The sequence below is a fragment of the Undibacterium sp. TC9W genome (assembly GCF_049339865.1).
Taxonomy (GTDB): Bacteria; Pseudomonadota; Gammaproteobacteria; order Burkholderiales; family Burkholderiaceae_D; genus Undibacterium.
Window position 1 is genome coordinate 25,914 of record NZ_JBMPPJ010000027.1, and the last position, 17,041, is coordinate 42,954.

Here is a 17,041-nt window from a genome sequence, read left to right on the forward strand (position 1 = left end):
TTGAGGTTAGAAAATGGGTAAAGTTACCGGCTTCATGGAATACCAGCGCTTGCAAGAAGCAAGCGAAGCACCACAGTCACGCAAAAAACATTACAAGGAATTTCTGGTGCATCTGGATGATGGCCAGGCCAAGGTGCAGGCTGCACGCTGCATGGACTGCGGGATTCCTTTCTGTAATAACGGCTGCCCTGTGAACAACATCATCCCTGACTGGAATGATCTGGTGTTCAACGGCAATTACAAACTGGCGCTTGATACCCTGCATTCAACGAATAACTTCCCGGAATTCACAGGCCGCATTTGTCCTGCGCCTTGTGAGTCTGCCTGTACTCTTGGTATCAATAGCGATGCGGTTGGTATCAAGTCGATAGAACATTTCATCATCGACAAAGGCTGGGAAAACGGCTGGGTCGTACCGCAAGTTCCATCCATCAAGACTGGTAAAAAAATTGCCGTGGTTGGCTCTGGGCCTGCGGGCCTGGCAGCGGCACAGCAACTGGCACGTGTTGGCCATGATGTGACTGTGTTTGAAAAAAATGACCGTGTTGGTGGCTTGCTGCGTTATGGCATTCCTGACTTCAAGATGGAAAAATCCCATATAGACCGCCGTGTTGATCAGATGGTGGCAGAGGGTGTGACTTTCCGCACCAGCGTATTCGTCGGCAAGGATTTCCCGGCAACCGTAACCAACTGGGCCAAGGAAACCATCTCGCCTGAGCAACTGCAAAAAGACTTTGATGCCGTCATCATTGCCGGTGGCGCAGAAACCCCGCGCGACTTGCCTGTGCCTGGCCGTGAACTCAAAGGCGTGCATTTCGCCATGGACTTTTTGCCCCTGCAAAACAAGGTCAATGCCGGTGACAAGGTCAAGGACCAGATCATGGCCAGTGGAAAGCATGTCGTTGTCATCGGTGGTGGCGATACCGGCTCCGATTGCGTAGGCACATCCAACCGTCACGGCGCCAAATCAGTCGCCCAGTTTGAACTGATGCCGCAACCGCCTGAGCAAGAAAACAAACCCATGGTCTGGCCTTACTGGCCAACCAAACTGCGCACCTCTTCTTCGCATGAAGAAGGTTGTGACCGTGATTGGGCAGTGGCGACCAAGCGCCTCGAAGGCAAGGCTGGCAAAGTAGAAAAACTGATTGCCTGCCGTGTGGAATGGAAAGACGGCAAGATGCAGGAAGTGCCAGATTCAGAATTTGAAATGAAAGCTGATCTTGTCTTGCTGGCCATGGGCTTTGTCTCGCCAGTACAACAAGTGCTGGATGCTTTTGGCGTTGATAAAGATGCACGCGGCAATGCCAGGGCAACCACAGATGGTGCAGGTTGCTATAAAACCAATGTTGAGAAGGTGTATGCAGCAGGTGATATGCGCCGTGGGCAGTCGCTGGTGGTGTGGGCAATACGTGAAGGGCGCCAGTGTGCTCGTGAAGTAGATGCCTTCCTCATGGGTGATTCTGTATTACCGCGCTGATTTGCCTCATTGAATCCAGCAGGACCAGAGCCCATTTCATCTTTACTGATGAAATGGGCTCTAATTATTGAAAGGTATTTGTCGCAGTGCAGGGCGGCTTGTCTTTGTGGGTAAAATTGCAGACATTGCGCTCCGGCAGGTCAGTTTTGGACAGATATTTGCAAATAACTGACTTTACGTTCATTAAAAAAATTTATTTTCGCCCCCGTCTTTCGAATTAAATTCGGAAAAATATGTATTTATCGCGTTTTGCGTGAAATAGACGCAATATTCTGAATATTCATCAATTAGTTGTTTTTTTAATATAGTTGTCTGTACAACCCTCTTTGCCTTTCTGCATTACAATCTAGTTTTTATAAACTATCTCCCCCATTGCTGTGCCAAATCTTGTAGAAATTCGCGATATCCAGTTTGGGTATGGAGACCGGACTATCCTGTCTGAACTCCGTATGGATTTCCCACGCGGTAAACTGATTGCCGTCATGGGTGGGTCAGGCTCAGGCAAGACGACAATCTTGCGTCTGATAGGCGGACAAATCCGCGCGCAGCGTGGCAGTATCAAGGTCAATGGTCAGGAAGTCAGCGAACTCGATACCCAGGGTTTGTATGCAATCCGCCGCAAAATGGGCATGCTGTTCCAGCATGGTGCCTTGTTCACAGACCTGAATGTCTTTGATAACGTCGCTTTCCCCATGCGCGAACATACCAGTCTCAGTGAAACCATGATACGTGACCTGGTCTTGCTGAAATTGCAGGCAGTTGGTCTGCGAAATGCCGCCAGTTTGATGCCTGCTGAAATATCTGGCGGCATGGCCAGGCGAGTAGCGCTGGCCCGTGCAGTAGCGCTGGACCCTGAGTTAATCATGTATGACGAGCCCTTTGCCGGGCTTGATCCTATTTCCATGGGTGTTGCTGCCAATCTGATACGGAACTTGAACGACGCTTTGGGGTCTACTTCCATCCTGGTGTCGCACGATGTGCACGAAACCTTTGCGATTGCTGACTACGTGTATTTCCTGTCCAAGGGCAAGATCGTCGCGCAAGGTACACCAGAAGAAATGCGGGTGTCACAAGACCCTTACGTAAAACAGTTTGTGCATGCAGAGGCAGATGGACCCGTGCCTTTCCATTATCCCGGCGCATCACTGCAGGCGGACCTGGGTTTGGAGAAGCGCACATGATCGTAGAAAAAATCGGCGGTTTTGTCAGATCGACCATGGCTGATGTGGGCTATGCTGCCCGCAGCTTTTTCTCGATATTGATGAATTGCGGCGGTTTGTGGCGTAGGCCGCGTCTGGTCACGGACCAGATTCATTTCATCGGCAATTATTCGATGTTGATTATCGCCGTGTCGGGATTGTTTGTCGGTTTTGTGCTGGCCTATCAGGGTTATTACACCCTGAACCGCTATGGATCGGAAGAGGCGCTGGGTCTGTTGGTGGCTCTGTCGCTGGTGCGTGAACTGGGCCCGGTGGTAACGGCATTGCTGTTTGCTGGCCGCGCCGGCACCTCGTTGACAGCAGAGATTGGCTTGATGAAAGCCGGTGAACAACTGGCTGCAATGGAAATGATGGCAGTCAACCCTATACAAAGGGTGCTGGCACCGCGTTTTCTGGCTGGCATCATCGCCTTGCCGATATTGACTTCCATCTTCAATGCCATGGGCATTATCGGTGGATATATTGTTGGCGTGAAACTGATCGGTGTCGATAATGGCGCGTTCTGGTCGCAAATGCAGGCAGGCGTTGCAGTATTCCAGGATATAGGTAACGGTGTCGTCAAAAGCATCGTCTTTGGTTTTGCAGTAAGCTTTGTAGCATTATTCCAGGGCTATGAAGCGCAGCCTACGCCCGAGGGTGTAGCGCGTGCCACGACCAGGACTGTGGTTATATCTTCATTGCTGGTGTTGTGGCTGGATTTCCTGTTGACGGCATTGATGTTCCAGTAGCCCGCCCTGATCCGCATATTTCACTGTGCGGGTAGAGCAAAATGAATTATTTGCCTGGCCTGCAAATCGGCTGTGTGCTTGGCAAAACTGTAAGAAATCGCAAGAAATAGGTGGAAAAGAAAAATGCAAAAAAAATCTCTCGACTTCTGGGTAGGCCTGTTCGTCTTGCTGGGTGCGGCTGCGCTGTTGTTTCTGGCACTCAAGGCGGGCAATTTAAGCTCTCTGTCCTTTGAGCAGACGTATACTGTTACCGGGCGCTTTGACAATATCGGCGGGCTCAAGCCCAGGGCCGCAGTGAAAAGTGCAGGCGTGGTAGTGGGCCGCATCAGCGAAATCAAGTTTGACGATAAAACTTATCAGGCAACTGTCGTCATGGAATTGGAAAAGCGTTACAAATTCCCAAAAAATTCGTCCATCAAGATCCTGACCGCGGGTTTGCTTGGTGAGCAATATATAGGTTTGACCGCAGGCAGTGATGAAACATTGTTGGCTGCAGGTGACAGGATTACATTTACCCAAGATGCCATCGTGCTCGAAAGCCTGATCAGTCAGTTCCTGTTCAGCAAAGCAGCAGACGGTAATACGGAAGAGAAAAATGACAAGAACAAATAAGTTTCCTGCAAGCAGCAGGATGTTAGCCATGTTGCTGTTGATGGCCAGTGTGTTGCTGACTGGTTGCAGCACAGTTTCGGTAGAAAAAATCAAGGATAAGGCTGACCAAACCCTTGATGTATTGAGCACCAAGACCAATATAGGTAAGAACCCGCGTGATCCGCTGGAAGGTTTCAACCGTGCCATGTTCAGCTTTAACGACACCGTCGATACGGCAGTCGTTAAACCGGTGGCGCAGGCTTACCGTGCTGCTACGCCAAGTTTTGTACAGACTGGTATAGGCAATTTTTTCAGTAATATTGGCGATGTCTGGAATGCAGTGAACAATTTGCTGCAAGGACGTGTCAATGATGGTGTCACCGACGTAATGCGTTTTGCCGTGAACACCACCATAGGTATAGGTGGTCTGATCGACATAGGTTCAGCGGCTGGCATGCCCAAGCATAATGAAGATTTTGGGCAGACTCTGGGGCGCTGGGGTGTGAAGTCCGGCCCTTATCTGGTCTTGCCTGTATTGGGGCCATCAACGGTGCGGGATGCGCTGGCGACGCCTGTCGATATGCGCGGTGACCTGTGGTATTACAAACGGCCCATGTATATCAAGAACATCGGTTCGGTAGTACGTCTGGTCGATAAGCGTGCATCGGTACTGGATGCCGGTAGCCTGCTGGAAGAAGCTGCGCTTGATAAATATGTCTTCTTCCGTGATGCCTATTTGCAGCGTCGCGCGGGACAGGTTAATCCAGATGATGGAGATTGATTTTATCTAAAAATCATTGTCTGCAAATGTAAGAATTGGTGAAGGTGTGGTGAGCTTGGTCAACCGCTGAGGCTGCTGACAAGTTAACTGCTCATGTGCGGTATTTACCGCAAAATCAGGAACAGGAACAATAAAATGAAACGAACTCTGACGAAATTTTTTAATCTGGTATTTGCCAGCTTACTCATCACTGGCCTGGCCAGCGGCGCAGCACAAGCACAGGAAGGACCTGATGCCCTGGTCAAACGCCTGAGCCAGGAAATCCTGGACACGGCAAAAAATGACAAGGATATCCAGGCCGGGAATCAAAAGAAAGTGTATGACATGGTGGAAAGTAAAATCCTGCCATACATAGACTTTCCCCGCATGACTTCGCTGGCTGCAGGTAAAAGCTGGAAAGACGCGACGCCAGCTCAGCAAAAACAACTGACCAATGAATTCCGCACTTTGCTGGTATTCACTTACTCTGGCGCGATTTCTCAGGTCAAGGACCAGCGTGTTGAATTCAAGCCTATGCGTGCTGATGCAGCTGATACAGAAGTTGAGGTACGTACCCAGGTTATACAGTCACGCGGTGAACCAATTGTCTTGAACTATCGCCTGGAAAAATTGCCAGCTGGCTGGAAGATTTTTGATATCAATGTACTCGGTGCCTGGCTGGTGGAAACCTATAAAGGCAGTTTCTCTGCTGAAATCAGCAAATCCGGCATTGATGGTTTGATCCAGACTTTGGCTGAAAAGAACAAAAAACTGGCTGCCTCCAGTGCAGCAAAGAGCGCAGCAAAATAAAATGTAAAATAAGTCCGGGAACGTATTGTGTATACAGTAACAGGTGAGCTTAGCCATGATAACGCCAATGCAGTTGCTGCTGCAGGCTTGTCTGCCATAGCTGCTGGCCAGTCAGAATTTGATTTGTCGGCACTGACTAAAATTGACTCCAGTGCTGTGGCGGTCATGATAGCCTGGCAACGTCAGGCTATCCAGAAAGGTGTGCAACTGCAGTTCAGTGGTTATTCTGCCAGCTTGTTGAGTTTATTGGCACTATACGGTCTCAACGAGCAATTCCAGCTTCATACACCAGAGCGACATTGATCGCATTCTGAGTTTCTATTTCTGTGTGGCATGCATGGTGACAATACCGGCATGCCAATTCAGATCAAATCCCGAAAATCCCCTATAATCAAAGGTTTCGTCACTCTAGTGGACTGTAATAGTGAACTAGTGACAAGAAACCGGGTTTTCCGGTTCTTAATTCCCTGATGAGCACTTAGTGCAAACACGCCAGATGGCAGCCATACAAATTAGCAACATACAAAAACGCTACCAGTCGCTACAAGCACTGGGTGGTGTCTCACTCACAATAGAAGAGGGTGAATTTTTCGGTTTGCTGGGGCCAAATGGTGCTGGCAAGACTACTTTGATTTCCATACTGGCAGGCCTGAACCGTGCTGACGCCGGTAACATCACCGTGCAAGGCCATGACGTGGTCACGGATTACCGCAATGCCCGCAAGAAGCTGGGCGTGGTGCCGCAAGAGCTGGTATTCGATCCTTTCTTCACCGTACGTGAAACCCTACGCATGCAGTCTGGCTATTTCGGCCTGAAGAACAATGACAAATGGATAGACGAGGTCATGGAAAACCTCGATCTGACCAATAAGGCTGACGTCAATATGCGCGCCCTGTCTGGCGGCATGAAGCGCCGGGTACTGGTCGCGCAAGCGCTGGTACACAAACCACCTGTCATTGTGCTGGATGAGCCAACGGCTGGTGTCGATGTGGAATTGCGGCAGACTCTGTGGCAATTCATCGCCCGCTTGAACCGCGAAGGCCATACTGTCGTCCTGACCACGCATTACCTCGAAGAAGCGCAAGCTTTGTGTAACCGCATCGCCATGCTGAAGCTCGGTAAGGTCGTGGCGCTGGATAGCACGGCAAATCTGATCAAGCGCATCTCGGGTTCACAATTGCGTATCACCCTGGCGGCGAGTGGCGTGGTGACTTTGCCTGCCAGCTTGCGCGATAAAGTCATCAGTCATGAAATCCAGGCAGACCCACGCCAGTTTGCCTTGCGCGTGACTGACTACAATCAGGTCGAAGGCATGCTGGCCGCTTTCCGTGCTGATGGTTGTGTTATCGAAGATATGCATTTATTGCAAGCTGATCTGGAAGATGTCTTCCTGCAAATCATGGAGGGCAGCAAATGAGTAGCTTGACCGGTTTTAATACCCTGTTCTACAAAGAAGTTTTGCGCTTCTGGAAAGTGGCAACGCAAACCATCACTGCGCCCATCATGACAGCCATTCTGTACTTGCTGATTTTCGGCCATGTGCTGGAAGAGCATGTGCAGGTTTATCCTGGCGTCAAATACACGGCCTTCCTGGTGCCTGGCCTGGTCATGATGAGTGTCCTGCAAAATGCGTTTGCGAATTCTTCTTCTTCACTGATACAGTCCAAGATCACCGGTAATCTGGTGTTTATCCTGTTGCCACCGCTGTCACACTGGGAAATTTTCAGTGCCTATGTATTGGCAGCGATTTTGCGCGGCGTTGCTGTAGGCGCTGGTGTCTTCATCGTCACGGCCTGGTTTGCTGACCTGCATTTTGTTGCACCATGGTGGATAGCAATTTTTGCTTTCCTCGGTGCTGCGATGCTCGGCACTATGGGTTTGATTGCCGGTATCTGGGCAGAGAAATTTGACCAACTCGCCGCTTTTCAAAACTTTTTGATCATGCCTGCGACTTTCCTGTCAGGTGTGTTTTATTCCATCCATTCCCTGCCCGGCATCTGGCAAAGTATTTCGCGTTTCAATCCGTTTTTCTACATGATAGATGGCTTCCGTTTTGGTTTCTTCGGCAAGTCCGACGTTGATCCCCTGCATAGCCTGATGATCGTTATCGTGTTCTCATTATTACTGGCGACGATAGCCATTCAGATGTTGAAACGTGGATATAAGTTACGACACTGAGTAAGACACTGAATAAGCATCAACTTAAAAACAATACGCAGTACAACAATTGCTTCACCATTTTGATCAAGAGAGTTAGCCGTGTTTCCTACGCCCGAACAAATTAAAAATTACATTGCAGCCGGTCTGGAATGTACACACCTGGAAGTCGAAGGCGACGGCCAGCACTTTAATGCCGTGATCGTTTCTGCTGCCTTTGCTGGCAAGCGTCCGATACAGCGTCACCAGATCGTCTATGCCGTTCTCGGTGACCGCATGCGTGAAGAAATACATGCCCTTTCCATGAAAACCCTGACGCCTGAAGAGTACGCTGCATAATGGATAAATTATTGATCACAGGCGGCAATCGCCTGAATGGTGACATCACTATCTCTGGCGCAAAAAATGCCGCACTGCCTATCCTGTGTGCAGGCTTGCTGACTTCCGGTAACGTCGAATTGCACAATGTGCCGTCGCTGCAAGATGTCAGCACCATGCTCAAATTGCTGCGTCAAATGGGCCTGCAAGTCACTCAGGAAAACGGTGTGACCGTACTCAATGGCGCAGCCATAGACAAGCTCGAAGCGCCGTATGACCTGGTGAAAACCATGCGTGCATCGATACTTGTGCTCGGTCCCTTGCTGGCACGTTTTGGTGAAGCGAAAGTATCTTTGCCAGGCGGTTGTGCGATAGGTTCGCGCCCTGTGGATCAGCACATCAAGGGCTTGCAAGCCATGGGTGCCGAGATCAATATTGAAGCCGGTTACATCCATGCCAAGGCCAAGAAACTCAAAGGCACACGCATCGTCACCGACATGATTACCGTGACCGGCACAGAAAACCTGTTGATGGCAGCGACGTTGGCCGAAGGTGAAACCGTGCTCGAAAATGCTGCGCGTGAGCCCGAAGTTACTGACCTGGCGAACCTGCTGGTGGCCATGGGTGCGAAGATAGAAGGCATAGGCACAGACCGCCTGGTGATACAGGGTGTAGAGAGCCTGCACGGCGCGACTCATACCGTCATCGCAGACCGCATAGAAACCGCAACCTTCCTGTGCGCAGTAGCTGCTACCGGTGGTGACATCACTTTGAAAAACACACGTAGCGACATCCTTGATGTCGCGCTTGATAAATTACGTGACGCTGGTGTAATACTGACGACTGGCCCTGACTGGATACGTGCGCAAATGAGCAGCCGTCCCAAGGCTGTGGGTTTCCGTACTACTGAATATCCAGGCTTCCCGACGGATATGCAGGCACAATTCATGGCATTGAACTGTATCGCGCAAGGCACCAGCCGCGTCACAGAAACGATATTCGAAAACCGTTTCATGCATGTGCAGGAAATGAATCGCCTCGGTGCAAAAATAGAAATTGATGGCCACACTGCCATCGTCAATGGTGTTGATAAACTCATAGGCGCACCTGTCATGGCAACGGACTTGCGCGCCTCTGCCTCGCTGGTGATCGCCGCCATGGTGGCTGAAGGTGAAACCCTGATAGACCGTATCTACCATCTGGACCGCGGCTATGACCGCATGGAAGTCAAACTCTCCGCAGTCGGTGCACAGATACAGCGAGTCAAATAATGTCTGCTCCTACAACCTCGCAATTGACACTGGCCTTATCCAAAGGCCGCATATTTGAAGAAACCCTGCCCTTGCTGGAAGCAGCAGGCATACGCGTGACCGAAGATCCAGAAAAATCGCGCAAGTTGATACTTGCGACCAATGACCCTGATGTGCGCGTGATTATCGTGCGTGCATCTGACGTGCCCACCTATGTGCAATATGGCGCGGCTGATTTTGGTGTGGCAGGTAAGGATGTCTTGCATGAGCATGGTGGTGCTGGTCTGTACCAGCCTATCGATCTGAATATTGCAAAATGCCGCATGTCAGTTGCAGTGTCTGTGGGTTTTGATTATGAAAACGCCGTGCGCCAGGGCGCACGCCTGCGCGTTGCGACCAAATATACAGAAACTGCGCGCCAGCATTTTGCCGCCAAGGGTGTGCACGTTGATCTGATCAAGCTGTATGGCTCGATGGAACTGGCACCACTGGTTGGTTTGTCAGATGCGATTGTTGATCTGGTCAGTACCGGCAGCACACTGCGTGCGAATAACCTGGTTGAGGTTGAACACATCATGGAAATTTCTTCACGTCTGGTGGTTAACCAGGCTGCATTGAAATTGAAACGTGAACGCCTGCAACCCATACTGGAAGCATTTGATCGTGCCTCCAAGGCAAATGCATAATTGACCAAGAGAACAGCATGGCATCCCTGATTACCCGGCTTGATACGACAGAGGCAGATTTTTCCAGGAAACTGAGTTCACTGCTGGCTTTTGAAGCCAGTGAAGATGAAGCGATAGACCGCGCCGCCGCGCAGATACTGGCCAGTGTAAAAGCCAGTGGCGACACTGCCGTGCTGGAAGCGACCAATCGTTTTGATCGCTTGAATGCCAGCAGCGTTGCCGCGCTGGAGTTGACGCAGAAAGAAATGCAGGCCGCACTGGCGTCATTGAATATTGAGCGCCGCACTGCGCTGGAAACGGCAGCAGCACGCGTACGCGCCTATCATGAAGTGCAAAAGACCGAATGTGGTTCGGCTGGCTTTAGCTATACCGATGCAGATGGCACCGTACTCGGCCAAAAAGTCACGCCACTGGACCGCGTTGGTATTTATGTACCTGGCGGCAAAGCCGCTTATCCTTCATCCGTATTGATGAATGCGATACCAGCCAAGGTGGCAGGCGTCAAAGAAATCATCATGGTCGTGCCTACACCAGACGGCGTAAAAAATCCCCTGGTCTTGGCCGCTGCCGCCATTGCTGGTGTTGACCGTGTCTTCACTATCGGTGGTGCCCAGGCGGTCGGTGCGCTGGCTTATGGTACGGCAACGATACCACCAGTTGATAAAATCGTAGGTCCCGGCAATGCCTATGTGGCTGCTGCCAAGCGTCGTGTATTTGGTGTGGTCGGCATAGACATGATCGCCGGCCCATCCGAAATTCTGGTGTTGTGCGATGGTACGACAGACCCTGACTGGGTTGCCATGGATTTGTTCTCACAGGCTGAACATGACGAATTGGCGCAATCCATTTTATTGTGCCCGGATGAAGCCTATATAGAAGCCGTCCAAGCCAGCATCATCAAGCTGTTGCCTGACATGCCCAGACATGAAGTGATACGCACTTCACTGGCCAATCGCGGTGCGCTGATCAAGGTGCGAGATATGGATGAAGCCTGTGAAATCGCGAATAGCATCGCGGCTGAACATCTGGAAATTTCTGCAGAAAATCCTCAGCAATGGGCAGACAAGATACGTCATGCTGGTGCCATGTTCCTCGGTCGCTATTCATCTGAATCCCTGGGTGATTATTGCGCTGGCCCCAACCATGTCTTGCCGACTTCACGCACAGCACGTTTCTCTTCACCGCTGGGCGTGTATGACTTCCAAAAGCGGTCATCAATGATTTTCGTCAGTGAGCAGGGTGCGCAAACCCTGGGCAAGGTAGCCGCCGAACTGGCGTATGGCGAAGGCTTGCAAGCCCACGCGCGCAGTGCAGAATTGCGGTTCAAGTCATGAAAGCGAAACTGCTGGCTGCTATGAATACCCGCATATGATGGCCGAATGGCGTAACCAGGTTTTTTGTGAAGATGCGCTGCAAGGTCTGGCGCGTCTGCCTGATGCCAGCATAGACTTATTGCTGGCTGACCCACCCTATGGCTTGGGCAAGGATTATGGCAATGAATCAGACAAGATGGAGTCGGCTGCCTACCTGGAATGGATGGCGCAGTGGATAGACCTGGCGCTGCCCAAGCTGAAGGCGAATGGCAGCCTGTATATCTTCCTGACCTGGCGTTATTCACCAGAAGTCTTTGTCATGCTCAAGCAGCGCATGAGCATGATGAATGAAATCATCTGGGACAGGCGCGTGCCCTCTATGGGTGGTACCGTACGGAAGTATTCATCGGTGCATGACACGATAGGTTTTTTTGTCAAAGCCAAAGATTATTATTTTGACCTGGATGCAATACGCATCCCGTATGATGCAGCCACCAAGAAAGCCCGCAGCCGCAAGATTTTTGAGGGTGCGAAGTGGCTGGAACTGGGATTCAATCCCAAGGATGTCTGGAGTGTCTCGCGCCTGCACAGAGAGCATGCCGAACGCGAAGAGCATCCTACCCAAAAACCGCTCGAAATCATCGAGCGTATGATCAAGGCTTCCTGCCCACCCGGCGGTGTGGTACTCGATCCCTTCATGGGCAGCGGCACCACCGCCGTAGCTGCCAAACGTTGTGGGCGTGTTTTTGTCGGATTTGAATTAAATCCCGACTATTGCGCAATGATAGAAAATCGCCTGGCCTTGATCGACACGGAAGAACTTTCTGCCTGATTTGTGTTGATCTGGAGTTTGCGCGATTTTTAAGTACAAGCCTGAACATGGAGCAAAGAATTGAGCATCACCAAACTGATACGCCCTGAAATCGGCAGCCTGTCCGCCTATCACGTGCCGGACGCCAGCGGTTTTGTAAAGCTGGATGCAATGGAGAATCCTTACCTGCTGCCGCCTGATATGCAGCAGGAACTGGCCAAGCATCTGGCAGGCGTGGCACTGAATCGTTATCCACAACCAGCCTATGCCAGCCTCAAGCAATTGATTGCCGATAAGCTGGGCGTGCCTGCTGGACATGACATCGTGCTGGGCAATGGCTCGGATGAACTCATCAGCATGGTCTCCATTGCCTGTGCCAGACCGGGTGCCAAGGTGCTCGCGCCTGTGCCCGGTTTTGTCATGTATGCCATGTCCGCCCTGTTTGCCGGGCTGGAATTTGTGGGTGTGGATCTGACCCCGGATTTCATGCTGAACAAGGCTGCCATGCTGGCGGCCATAGCCGAGCATCAACCCGCTATCACTTATCTGGCTTACCCGAATAACCCCACCGGTACGCTTTACGATGCTGACGACATGGTCGCCATTTTGCAGGCGGTTGGTGAAAATGGCATCGTCATCGTCGATGAAGCCTATCAACCTTTTGCCCAGGCCAGCTTTATGTCACGCCTGGCAGAATTTGATAATCTGGTCGTCATGCGTACCGTCTCCAAGCTGGGTCTGGCAGGTATACGTCTCGGTTATATGGCGGGCAATAATGCCCTGATGCATGAATTTGAAAAAGTGCGCCCGCCTTACAACATCAATGTATTGACACAGGCAGCGGCAGAATTTGTCTTGGCAAGAGTAGAAGTACTGGATGCCCAGGCAGCAGAATTGCGCCAGCAACGCACTGAATTAATGGCTGCTCTGGCAAGCTTGCCAGAGGTGCAAGTCTTTCCTTCTGCTGCCAATTTTGTGCTGATACGTGTTGCGAATGCCGAACAAGTCTTTGTGAAATTACGCGAACAAAAAATTTTAGTCAAAAATGTAGGTAAAATGCATAATCTGCTGGGACACTGTCTGCGTATCACAGTCAGCACCCGTGAAGAGAATGCTCTTTTTCTTGCTGCCCTGGCAGCATCTTTATCATCAAAATGAATAAGCCCATAGAACGCATTGCGGCGGTTACCCGCAATACCAATGAAACACAAATCCGTGTTGCCATTAATCTTGATGGCACAGGCCAGCAAAAACTCAATACCGGCGTCCCTTTTCTGGACCATATGCTGGATCAGATTGCCCGTCATGGCCTGATTGATCTCGACATAGAAGCCGTCGGCGACTTGCATATTGATGCCCATCACACGGTAGAAGACGTTGGTATTACCCTGGGCCAGGCATTTGCCAAGGCAATTGGTGATAAAAAAGGCATACGCCGTTATGGTCACGCCTATGTGCCTCTGGATGAGGCCTTGTCGCGCGTGGTCATCGATTTTTCTGGCCGCCCAGGCCTGGAATACCATATTCCCTTTACCCGCGCCATGATAGGCAATTTTGATGTCGATCTGACCCGTGAGTTTTTCCAGGGTTTCGTCAATCATGCTTTAGTCAGCCTGCATATCGACAACTTGCGTGGCGACAATTCTCACCATCAATGCGAAACTGTATTCAAGGCCTTTGGCCGCGCCCTTCGCATGGCAACTGAGCTGGATGCGCGTGCAGCAGGAACCATACCTTCGACCAAAGGCAGCCTTTGATCGTAATGCAAATACCGATACAGATACAAATCGCAGACACGAGATACCAGCTTGCTGGTGATTCATTATGAATAAAATTGTAGTAGTAGATTATGGCATGGGTAATTTGCGCTCGGTAGCGCAAGCCCTGCGTGCCGTTGCCTCAGAGGCGAATGTGCTGATTTCGGGTGACGTTGCCGATATTCGCAGCGCAGACCGTATCGTTTTACCAGGTCAGGGTGCCATGCCTGATTGCATGAGCTGCCTGCGTGAATCCGGCTTGCAAGATGCCTTGCTGGAAGCTGCCCGTAATAAACCATTATTTGGTGTTTGCGTGGGTGAGCAAATGCTGTTTGATGTCAGTGAAGAGGGTAATACGCCTGGCCTGGGTCTCTTGCCCGGTAAAGTGGTACGCTTTGAGCTGGATGGGCAATTGCAAGTAGATGGCTCGCGTTACAAAGTGCCACAAATGGGCTGGAACCGTGTGCAGCAATCGCAGTCACATGCTCTGTGGCAAGACATTGCTGATGACGCCTATTTTTATTTTGTGCACAGCTATTATGCCCAGCCAGCAAATGTGCAACATGCGGTGGGCTTGACGGATTACGGCAGCCTGTTTGCCTGTGCAGTAGCACGTGACAATATCTTTGCTACCCAGTTCCACCCTGAAAAGAGCGCCACAGCTGGCTTGCAACTGTATAAGAATTTTGTACACTGGAAACCATAAGTGGCTCTGCAGTGTCTGACTAATGTCTAATTAGTGTCTGATGTAAATTGTTTACCCTGATTTTTAACTGGTATTGTCTTTTTTTATTGTCTCATTGACGTTCCTACTTTTTCTCATATCATGCTGCTCATCCCTGCTATAGACCTGAAAGATGGCCACTGCGTACGCCTTAAACAAGGTGACATGGACCAGGCCACCGTATTTTCTGAAGACCCGGCTGAAATGGCGCGCCACTGGCTGCGTCAGGGCGCACGTCGTCTGCATCTGGTGGATTTGAACGGCGCGTTTGCCGGCAAGCCCAAGAACGAGGCGGCGGTCAAAGCCATCATACAGGCGGTGCGCGATTACGCAGAAGAAACCGATACCGAAGAAATCCCTGTGCAACTGGGTGGCGGTATCCGTGATCTCGATACCATAGAACGTTATCTTGACGATGGCCTGTCCTACATCATCATAGGCACGGCGGCAGTCAAGAACCCCGGTTTTCTGGCAGATGCCTGCAGCGCTTTCCCTGGCCAGATCATCGTTGGCATTGATGCCAAAGATGGCAAGGTAGCGACCGATGGCTGGAGCAAATTGTCTGGCCATGAAGTCATTGACCTCGCCCAAAAATTTGAGGGCTATGGCGTTGAAGCCATTGTCTATACCGACATAGGCCGCGACGGTATGATGGGTGGAGTGAATATTGAAGCCACCGTCAAGCTGGCGCAGGCCGTCAGCATCCCCGTGATTGCCTCTGGCGGCGTGCATGTGCTGGCCGACGTCGAAGCCCTGTGCGCTGTACAGGACGAGGGCATAGAAGGTGTGATCTGTGGCCGTTCGATTTACGAAGGTACCCTGGACCTGTCATCTGCACAAGACCGTGCTGATGAACTCAGCGGTGAATTCGATGATGAAGAAGAAACTGAATGAGCTTAGCCAAACGTATTATCCCTTGCCTGGATGTGACCGCTGGCCGTGTAGTCAAGGGCATTAATTTCCAGGAACTGCGCGATGCCGGTGATCCAGTAGAAATCGCCCGCCGTTATGACGGGCAGGGCGCAGATGAAATTACTTTTCTTGATATCACTGCCTCCTCCGATGGCCGTGACCTGATCTTGCCAATTATCGAAGCCGTGGCTTCGCAAGTGTTCATTCCGCTCACTGTCGGTGGCGGTGTACGCACGGTGGCTGATGTGCGCCGTTTGCTCAATGCCGGTGCGGACAAGGTAGGTATCAATACTTCTGCTGTCACCAATCCGCAACTGGTGGCCGATGCTGCGCATAAATATGGTTCGCAATGCATAGTCGTAGCGATTGATGCCAAAAATGTAGGGCCAGGCAAATGGGAAGTATTCACCCACGGTGGCCGCAATGCGACAGGGCTGGATGCAGTTGAGTGGGCGCAGCATATGGCCAAACTGGGGGCAGGGGAAATCCTGCTGACCAGTATGGACAAGGACGGTACCCGGTCCGGTTTTGACCTGGGCTTGACCCGTGCGGTGTCGGATGCAGTATCCATCCCTGTCATCGCCTCAGGCGGTGTCGGTGGTTTGCAGGATCTGGCTGATGGCATCAAGGTAGGTGGTGCCGATGCGGTGCTGGCTGCCAGTATCTTTCATTACGGACAGCACACAGTAGGCGAAGCAAAACAATTTATGGCTGCACAACATATACCGATGAGGTTGTCATGAGCGCAGCAAAATGGTTGAACAAGGTCAAATGGGACGAAAACGGCCTGGTACCTGTCATCGCACAAGAGGCCAGCAGCAACGATATTCTGATGTTTGCCTGGATGAACCGCGATGCCCTCTCCAAAACCGTAGAGCTGGGTGAGGCGGTTTACTGGAGTCGTTCGCGCAAGAAGCTCTGGCACAAAGGCGAAGAGTCGGGCCATATTCAGAAGGTCAAAGAAATCCGCATTGATTGCGACGAAGACGTGGTCTTGCTGAAGATCGAACAGATTGACAGCATTGCCTGCCACACTGGTCGCCATTCCTGCTTCTTCCAGAAGTTTGAAGGCAGTCTCAATGATGGTGACTGGCTGGCAGTTGACCCGGTCTTGAAAGATCCGGAAAGCATCTACAAATGAGTAATACACAAATACAGACTTTGCAGCGGCTGGCAGAGATCATAGAAAGCCGTAAACTGGTGAATGGCGGTGACCCGGATAAATCCTATGTTGCCCGCCTGTTTTCCAAGGGTGACGATGCCATCTTGAAAAAGATAGGTGAAGAAGCAACAGAAACCGTCATGGCTGCCAAGGATGCGCGGGTGTCAGGTGATGCGACCAAGCTTTTATATGAATGCGCCGACCTGTGGTTTCATTCGCTTGTCATGTTGGCGCAGTATGATCTTAGCCCTCAGCAGGTGCTGGACGAGCTGGCAAGGCGCGAAGGTATTTCTGGTATTGAAGAAAAGGCAGCACGCAAGGATGCGTGAGGCCATCATTTGACATCATGCGTCTTGTTGAAAAGA

21 protein-coding genes are annotated in these 17,041 nt (G+C 51.1%); all 21 read left to right on the top strand.

The genetic code is table 11. From position 1 onward, the window contains the following. Positions 1 to 13 precede the first annotated feature (13 nt). Positions 14 to 1,477, top strand: a complete 1,464-nt coding sequence (locus ACO0LN_RS26090; protein WP_422978978.1) for a glutamate synthase subunit beta — start codon at positions 14 to 16, stop codon at positions 1,475 to 1,477. A 377-nt stretch (positions 1,478 to 1,854) separates the two neighbouring features. Further along, complete coding sequence (locus ACO0LN_RS26095; protein ID WP_422978980.1) at positions 1,855 to 2,658, top strand: ABC transporter ATP-binding protein; 804 nt, start codon at positions 1,855 to 1,857, stop codon at positions 2,656 to 2,658. Continuing rightward, positions 2,655 to 3,425 carry a lipid asymmetry maintenance ABC transporter permease subunit MlaE gene (gene mlaE / locus ACO0LN_RS26100; protein ID WP_422978982.1) on the top strand — a complete coding sequence of 257 codons (771 nt, stop codon included), beginning with the start codon at positions 2,655 to 2,657 and terminating at the stop codon, positions 3,423 to 3,425. Before ACO0LN_RS26095 ends, mlaE begins: the two co-directional genes overlap by 4 nt. A 123-nt stretch (positions 3,426 to 3,548) precedes the next feature. Beyond that, positions 3,549 to 4,037: an outer membrane lipid asymmetry maintenance protein MlaD gene (gene mlaD, locus ACO0LN_RS26105; protein WP_422978984.1), complete on the top strand. Its 489-nt coding sequence runs from the start codon at positions 3,549 to 3,551 to the stop codon at positions 4,035 to 4,037. Then, a complete protein-coding gene (locus ACO0LN_RS26110; RefSeq protein ID WP_422978986.1) occupies positions 4,021 to 4,797 on the top strand; it encodes an MlaA family lipoprotein in 777 nt (258 codons plus the stop codon). Before mlaD ends, ACO0LN_RS26110 begins: the two co-directional genes overlap by 17 nt. Before the next feature lie 135 nt (positions 4,798 to 4,932). Continuing rightward, complete coding sequence (locus tag ACO0LN_RS26115; RefSeq protein ID WP_422978988.1) at positions 4,933 to 5,586, top strand: MlaC/ttg2D family ABC transporter substrate-binding protein; 654 nt, start codon at positions 4,933 to 4,935, stop codon at positions 5,584 to 5,586. Positions 5,587 to 5,613: 27 nt separating this feature from the next. Beyond that, positions 5,614 to 5,889 carry an STAS domain-containing protein gene (locus ACO0LN_RS26120; protein WP_422978990.1) on the top strand — a complete coding sequence of 92 codons (276 nt, stop codon included), beginning with the start codon at positions 5,614 to 5,616 and terminating at the stop codon, positions 5,887 to 5,889. 193 nt (positions 5,890 to 6,082) lie between these two features. Further along, entirely contained in the window at positions 6,083 to 7,003 is a 921-nt protein-coding gene (locus ACO0LN_RS26125; protein ID WP_422979055.1) for an ABC transporter ATP-binding protein, read from the top strand. 5 nt (positions 7,004 to 7,008) lie between these two features. Then, positions 7,009 to 7,764, top strand: a complete 756-nt coding sequence (locus tag ACO0LN_RS26130) for an ABC transporter permease (RefSeq protein WP_422979057.1) — start codon at positions 7,009 to 7,011, stop codon at positions 7,762 to 7,764. An 81-nt stretch (positions 7,765 to 7,845) separates the two neighbouring features. Further along, the gene (locus tag ACO0LN_RS26135) at positions 7,846 to 8,082 is read left to right on the top strand and encodes a BolA family protein (protein WP_162043501.1); all 237 of its coding nucleotides are present in this window, start codon (positions 7,846 to 7,848) and stop codon (positions 8,080 to 8,082) included. After that, positions 8,082 to 9,332 (top strand): UDP-N-acetylglucosamine 1-carboxyvinyltransferase, encoded by a 1,251-nt coding sequence (gene murA / locus ACO0LN_RS26140; RefSeq protein WP_422950314.1) that lies wholly within the window; start codon positions 8,082 to 8,084, stop codon positions 9,330 to 9,332. The genes ACO0LN_RS26135 and murA overlap by 1 nt, the downstream gene beginning before the upstream one ends. Next, positions 9,332 to 9,997 carry an ATP phosphoribosyltransferase gene (gene hisG / locus ACO0LN_RS26145; protein ID WP_422978992.1) on the top strand — a complete coding sequence of 222 codons (666 nt, stop codon included), beginning with the start codon at positions 9,332 to 9,334 and terminating at the stop codon, positions 9,995 to 9,997. Before murA ends, hisG begins: the two co-directional genes overlap by 1 nt. Before the next feature lie 17 nt (positions 9,998 to 10,014). Further along, positions 10,015 to 11,331 (top strand): histidinol dehydrogenase, encoded by a 1,317-nt coding sequence (gene hisD, locus ACO0LN_RS26150; RefSeq protein WP_422978994.1) that lies wholly within the window; start codon positions 10,015 to 10,017, stop codon positions 11,329 to 11,331. A 37-nt stretch (positions 11,332 to 11,368) separates the two neighbouring features. Then, entirely contained in the window at positions 11,369 to 12,142 is a 774-nt protein-coding gene (locus tag ACO0LN_RS26155; RefSeq protein ID WP_422978996.1) for a DNA-methyltransferase, read from the top strand. 60 nt (positions 12,143 to 12,202) lie between these two features. Continuing rightward, positions 12,203 to 13,279: a histidinol-phosphate transaminase gene (gene hisC / locus ACO0LN_RS26160; RefSeq protein WP_422978997.1), complete on the top strand. Its 1,077-nt coding sequence runs from the start codon at positions 12,203 to 12,205 to the stop codon at positions 13,277 to 13,279. Beyond that, complete coding sequence (gene hisB, locus ACO0LN_RS26165) at positions 13,276 to 13,878, top strand: imidazoleglycerol-phosphate dehydratase HisB (protein ID WP_110256500.1); 603 nt, start codon at positions 13,276 to 13,278, stop codon at positions 13,876 to 13,878. Before hisC ends, hisB begins: the two co-directional genes overlap by 4 nt. 67 nt (positions 13,879 to 13,945) lie before the next feature. Next, positions 13,946 to 14,584, top strand: coding sequence for an imidazole glycerol phosphate synthase subunit HisH (gene hisH / locus ACO0LN_RS26170; RefSeq protein WP_422978999.1), 639 nt, complete (start codon positions 13,946 to 13,948; stop codon positions 14,582 to 14,584). Positions 14,585 to 14,704: 120 nt separating this feature from the next. Next, a complete protein-coding gene (hisA, locus tag ACO0LN_RS26175) occupies positions 14,705 to 15,496 on the top strand; it encodes a 1-(5-phosphoribosyl)-5-[(5-phosphoribosylamino)methylideneamino]imidazole-4-carboxamide isomerase (protein ID WP_422979001.1) in 792 nt (263 codons plus the stop codon). Further along, a complete protein-coding gene (hisF, locus tag ACO0LN_RS26180; RefSeq protein WP_110256503.1) occupies positions 15,493 to 16,257 on the top strand; it encodes an imidazole glycerol phosphate synthase subunit HisF in 765 nt (254 codons plus the stop codon). The genes hisA and hisF overlap by 4 nt, the downstream gene beginning before the upstream one ends. Beyond that, positions 16,254 to 16,655: a phosphoribosyl-AMP cyclohydrolase gene (hisI, locus tag ACO0LN_RS26185; protein ID WP_422979003.1), complete on the top strand. Its 402-nt coding sequence runs from the start codon at positions 16,254 to 16,256 to the stop codon at positions 16,653 to 16,655. Before hisF ends, hisI begins: the two co-directional genes overlap by 4 nt. After that, on the top strand, positions 16,652 to 17,005 hold the full coding sequence (locus ACO0LN_RS26190; RefSeq protein WP_422979004.1) for a phosphoribosyl-ATP diphosphatase: 354 nt from the start codon (positions 16,652 to 16,654) through the stop codon (positions 17,003 to 17,005). The genes hisI and ACO0LN_RS26190 overlap by 4 nt, the downstream gene beginning before the upstream one ends. Positions 17,006 to 17,041: the final 36 nt, after the last annotated feature.

Coding starts and splice junctions, on each gene's coding strand:
- murA (WP_422950314.1), top strand. CDS start 8,082: ATGGATAAATTATTGATCACAGGCGGCAATCGCCTGAATGGTGACATC.
- hisG (WP_422978992.1), top strand. CDS start 9,332: ATGTCTGCTCCTACAACCTCGCAATTGACACTGGCCTTATCCAAAGGC.
- ACO0LN_RS26155 (WP_422978996.1), top strand. CDS start 11,369: ATGGCCGAATGGCGTAACCAGGTTTTTTGTGAAGATGCGCTGCAAGGT.
- ACO0LN_RS26110 (WP_422978986.1), top strand. CDS start 4,021: ATGACAAGAACAAATAAGTTTCCTGCAAGCAGCAGGATGTTAGCCATG.
- ACO0LN_RS26115 (WP_422978988.1), top strand. CDS start 4,933: ATGAAACGAACTCTGACGAAATTTTTTAATCTGGTATTTGCCAGCTTA.
- hisI (WP_422979003.1), top strand. CDS start 16,254: ATGAGCGCAGCAAAATGGTTGAACAAGGTCAAATGGGACGAAAACGGC.
- hisD (WP_422978994.1), top strand. CDS start 10,015: ATGGCATCCCTGATTACCCGGCTTGATACGACAGAGGCAGATTTTTCC.
- mlaE (WP_422978982.1), top strand. CDS start 2,655: ATGATCGTAGAAAAAATCGGCGGTTTTGTCAGATCGACCATGGCTGAT.
- ACO0LN_RS26125 (WP_422979055.1), top strand. CDS start 6,083: ATGGCAGCCATACAAATTAGCAACATACAAAAACGCTACCAGTCGCTA.
- mlaD (WP_422978984.1), top strand. CDS start 3,549: ATGCAAAAAAAATCTCTCGACTTCTGGGTAGGCCTGTTCGTCTTGCTG.
- hisB (WP_110256500.1), top strand. CDS start 13,276: ATGAATAAGCCCATAGAACGCATTGCGGCGGTTACCCGCAATACCAAT.
- hisH (WP_422978999.1), top strand. CDS start 13,946: ATGAATAAAATTGTAGTAGTAGATTATGGCATGGGTAATTTGCGCTCG.
- ACO0LN_RS26090 (WP_422978978.1), top strand. CDS start 14: ATGGGTAAAGTTACCGGCTTCATGGAATACCAGCGCTTGCAAGAAGCA.
- ACO0LN_RS26190 (WP_422979004.1), top strand. CDS start 16,652: ATGAGTAATACACAAATACAGACTTTGCAGCGGCTGGCAGAGATCATA.
- hisF (WP_110256503.1), top strand. CDS start 15,493: ATGAGCTTAGCCAAACGTATTATCCCTTGCCTGGATGTGACCGCTGGC.
- hisA (WP_422979001.1), top strand. CDS start 14,705: ATGCTGCTCATCCCTGCTATAGACCTGAAAGATGGCCACTGCGTACGC.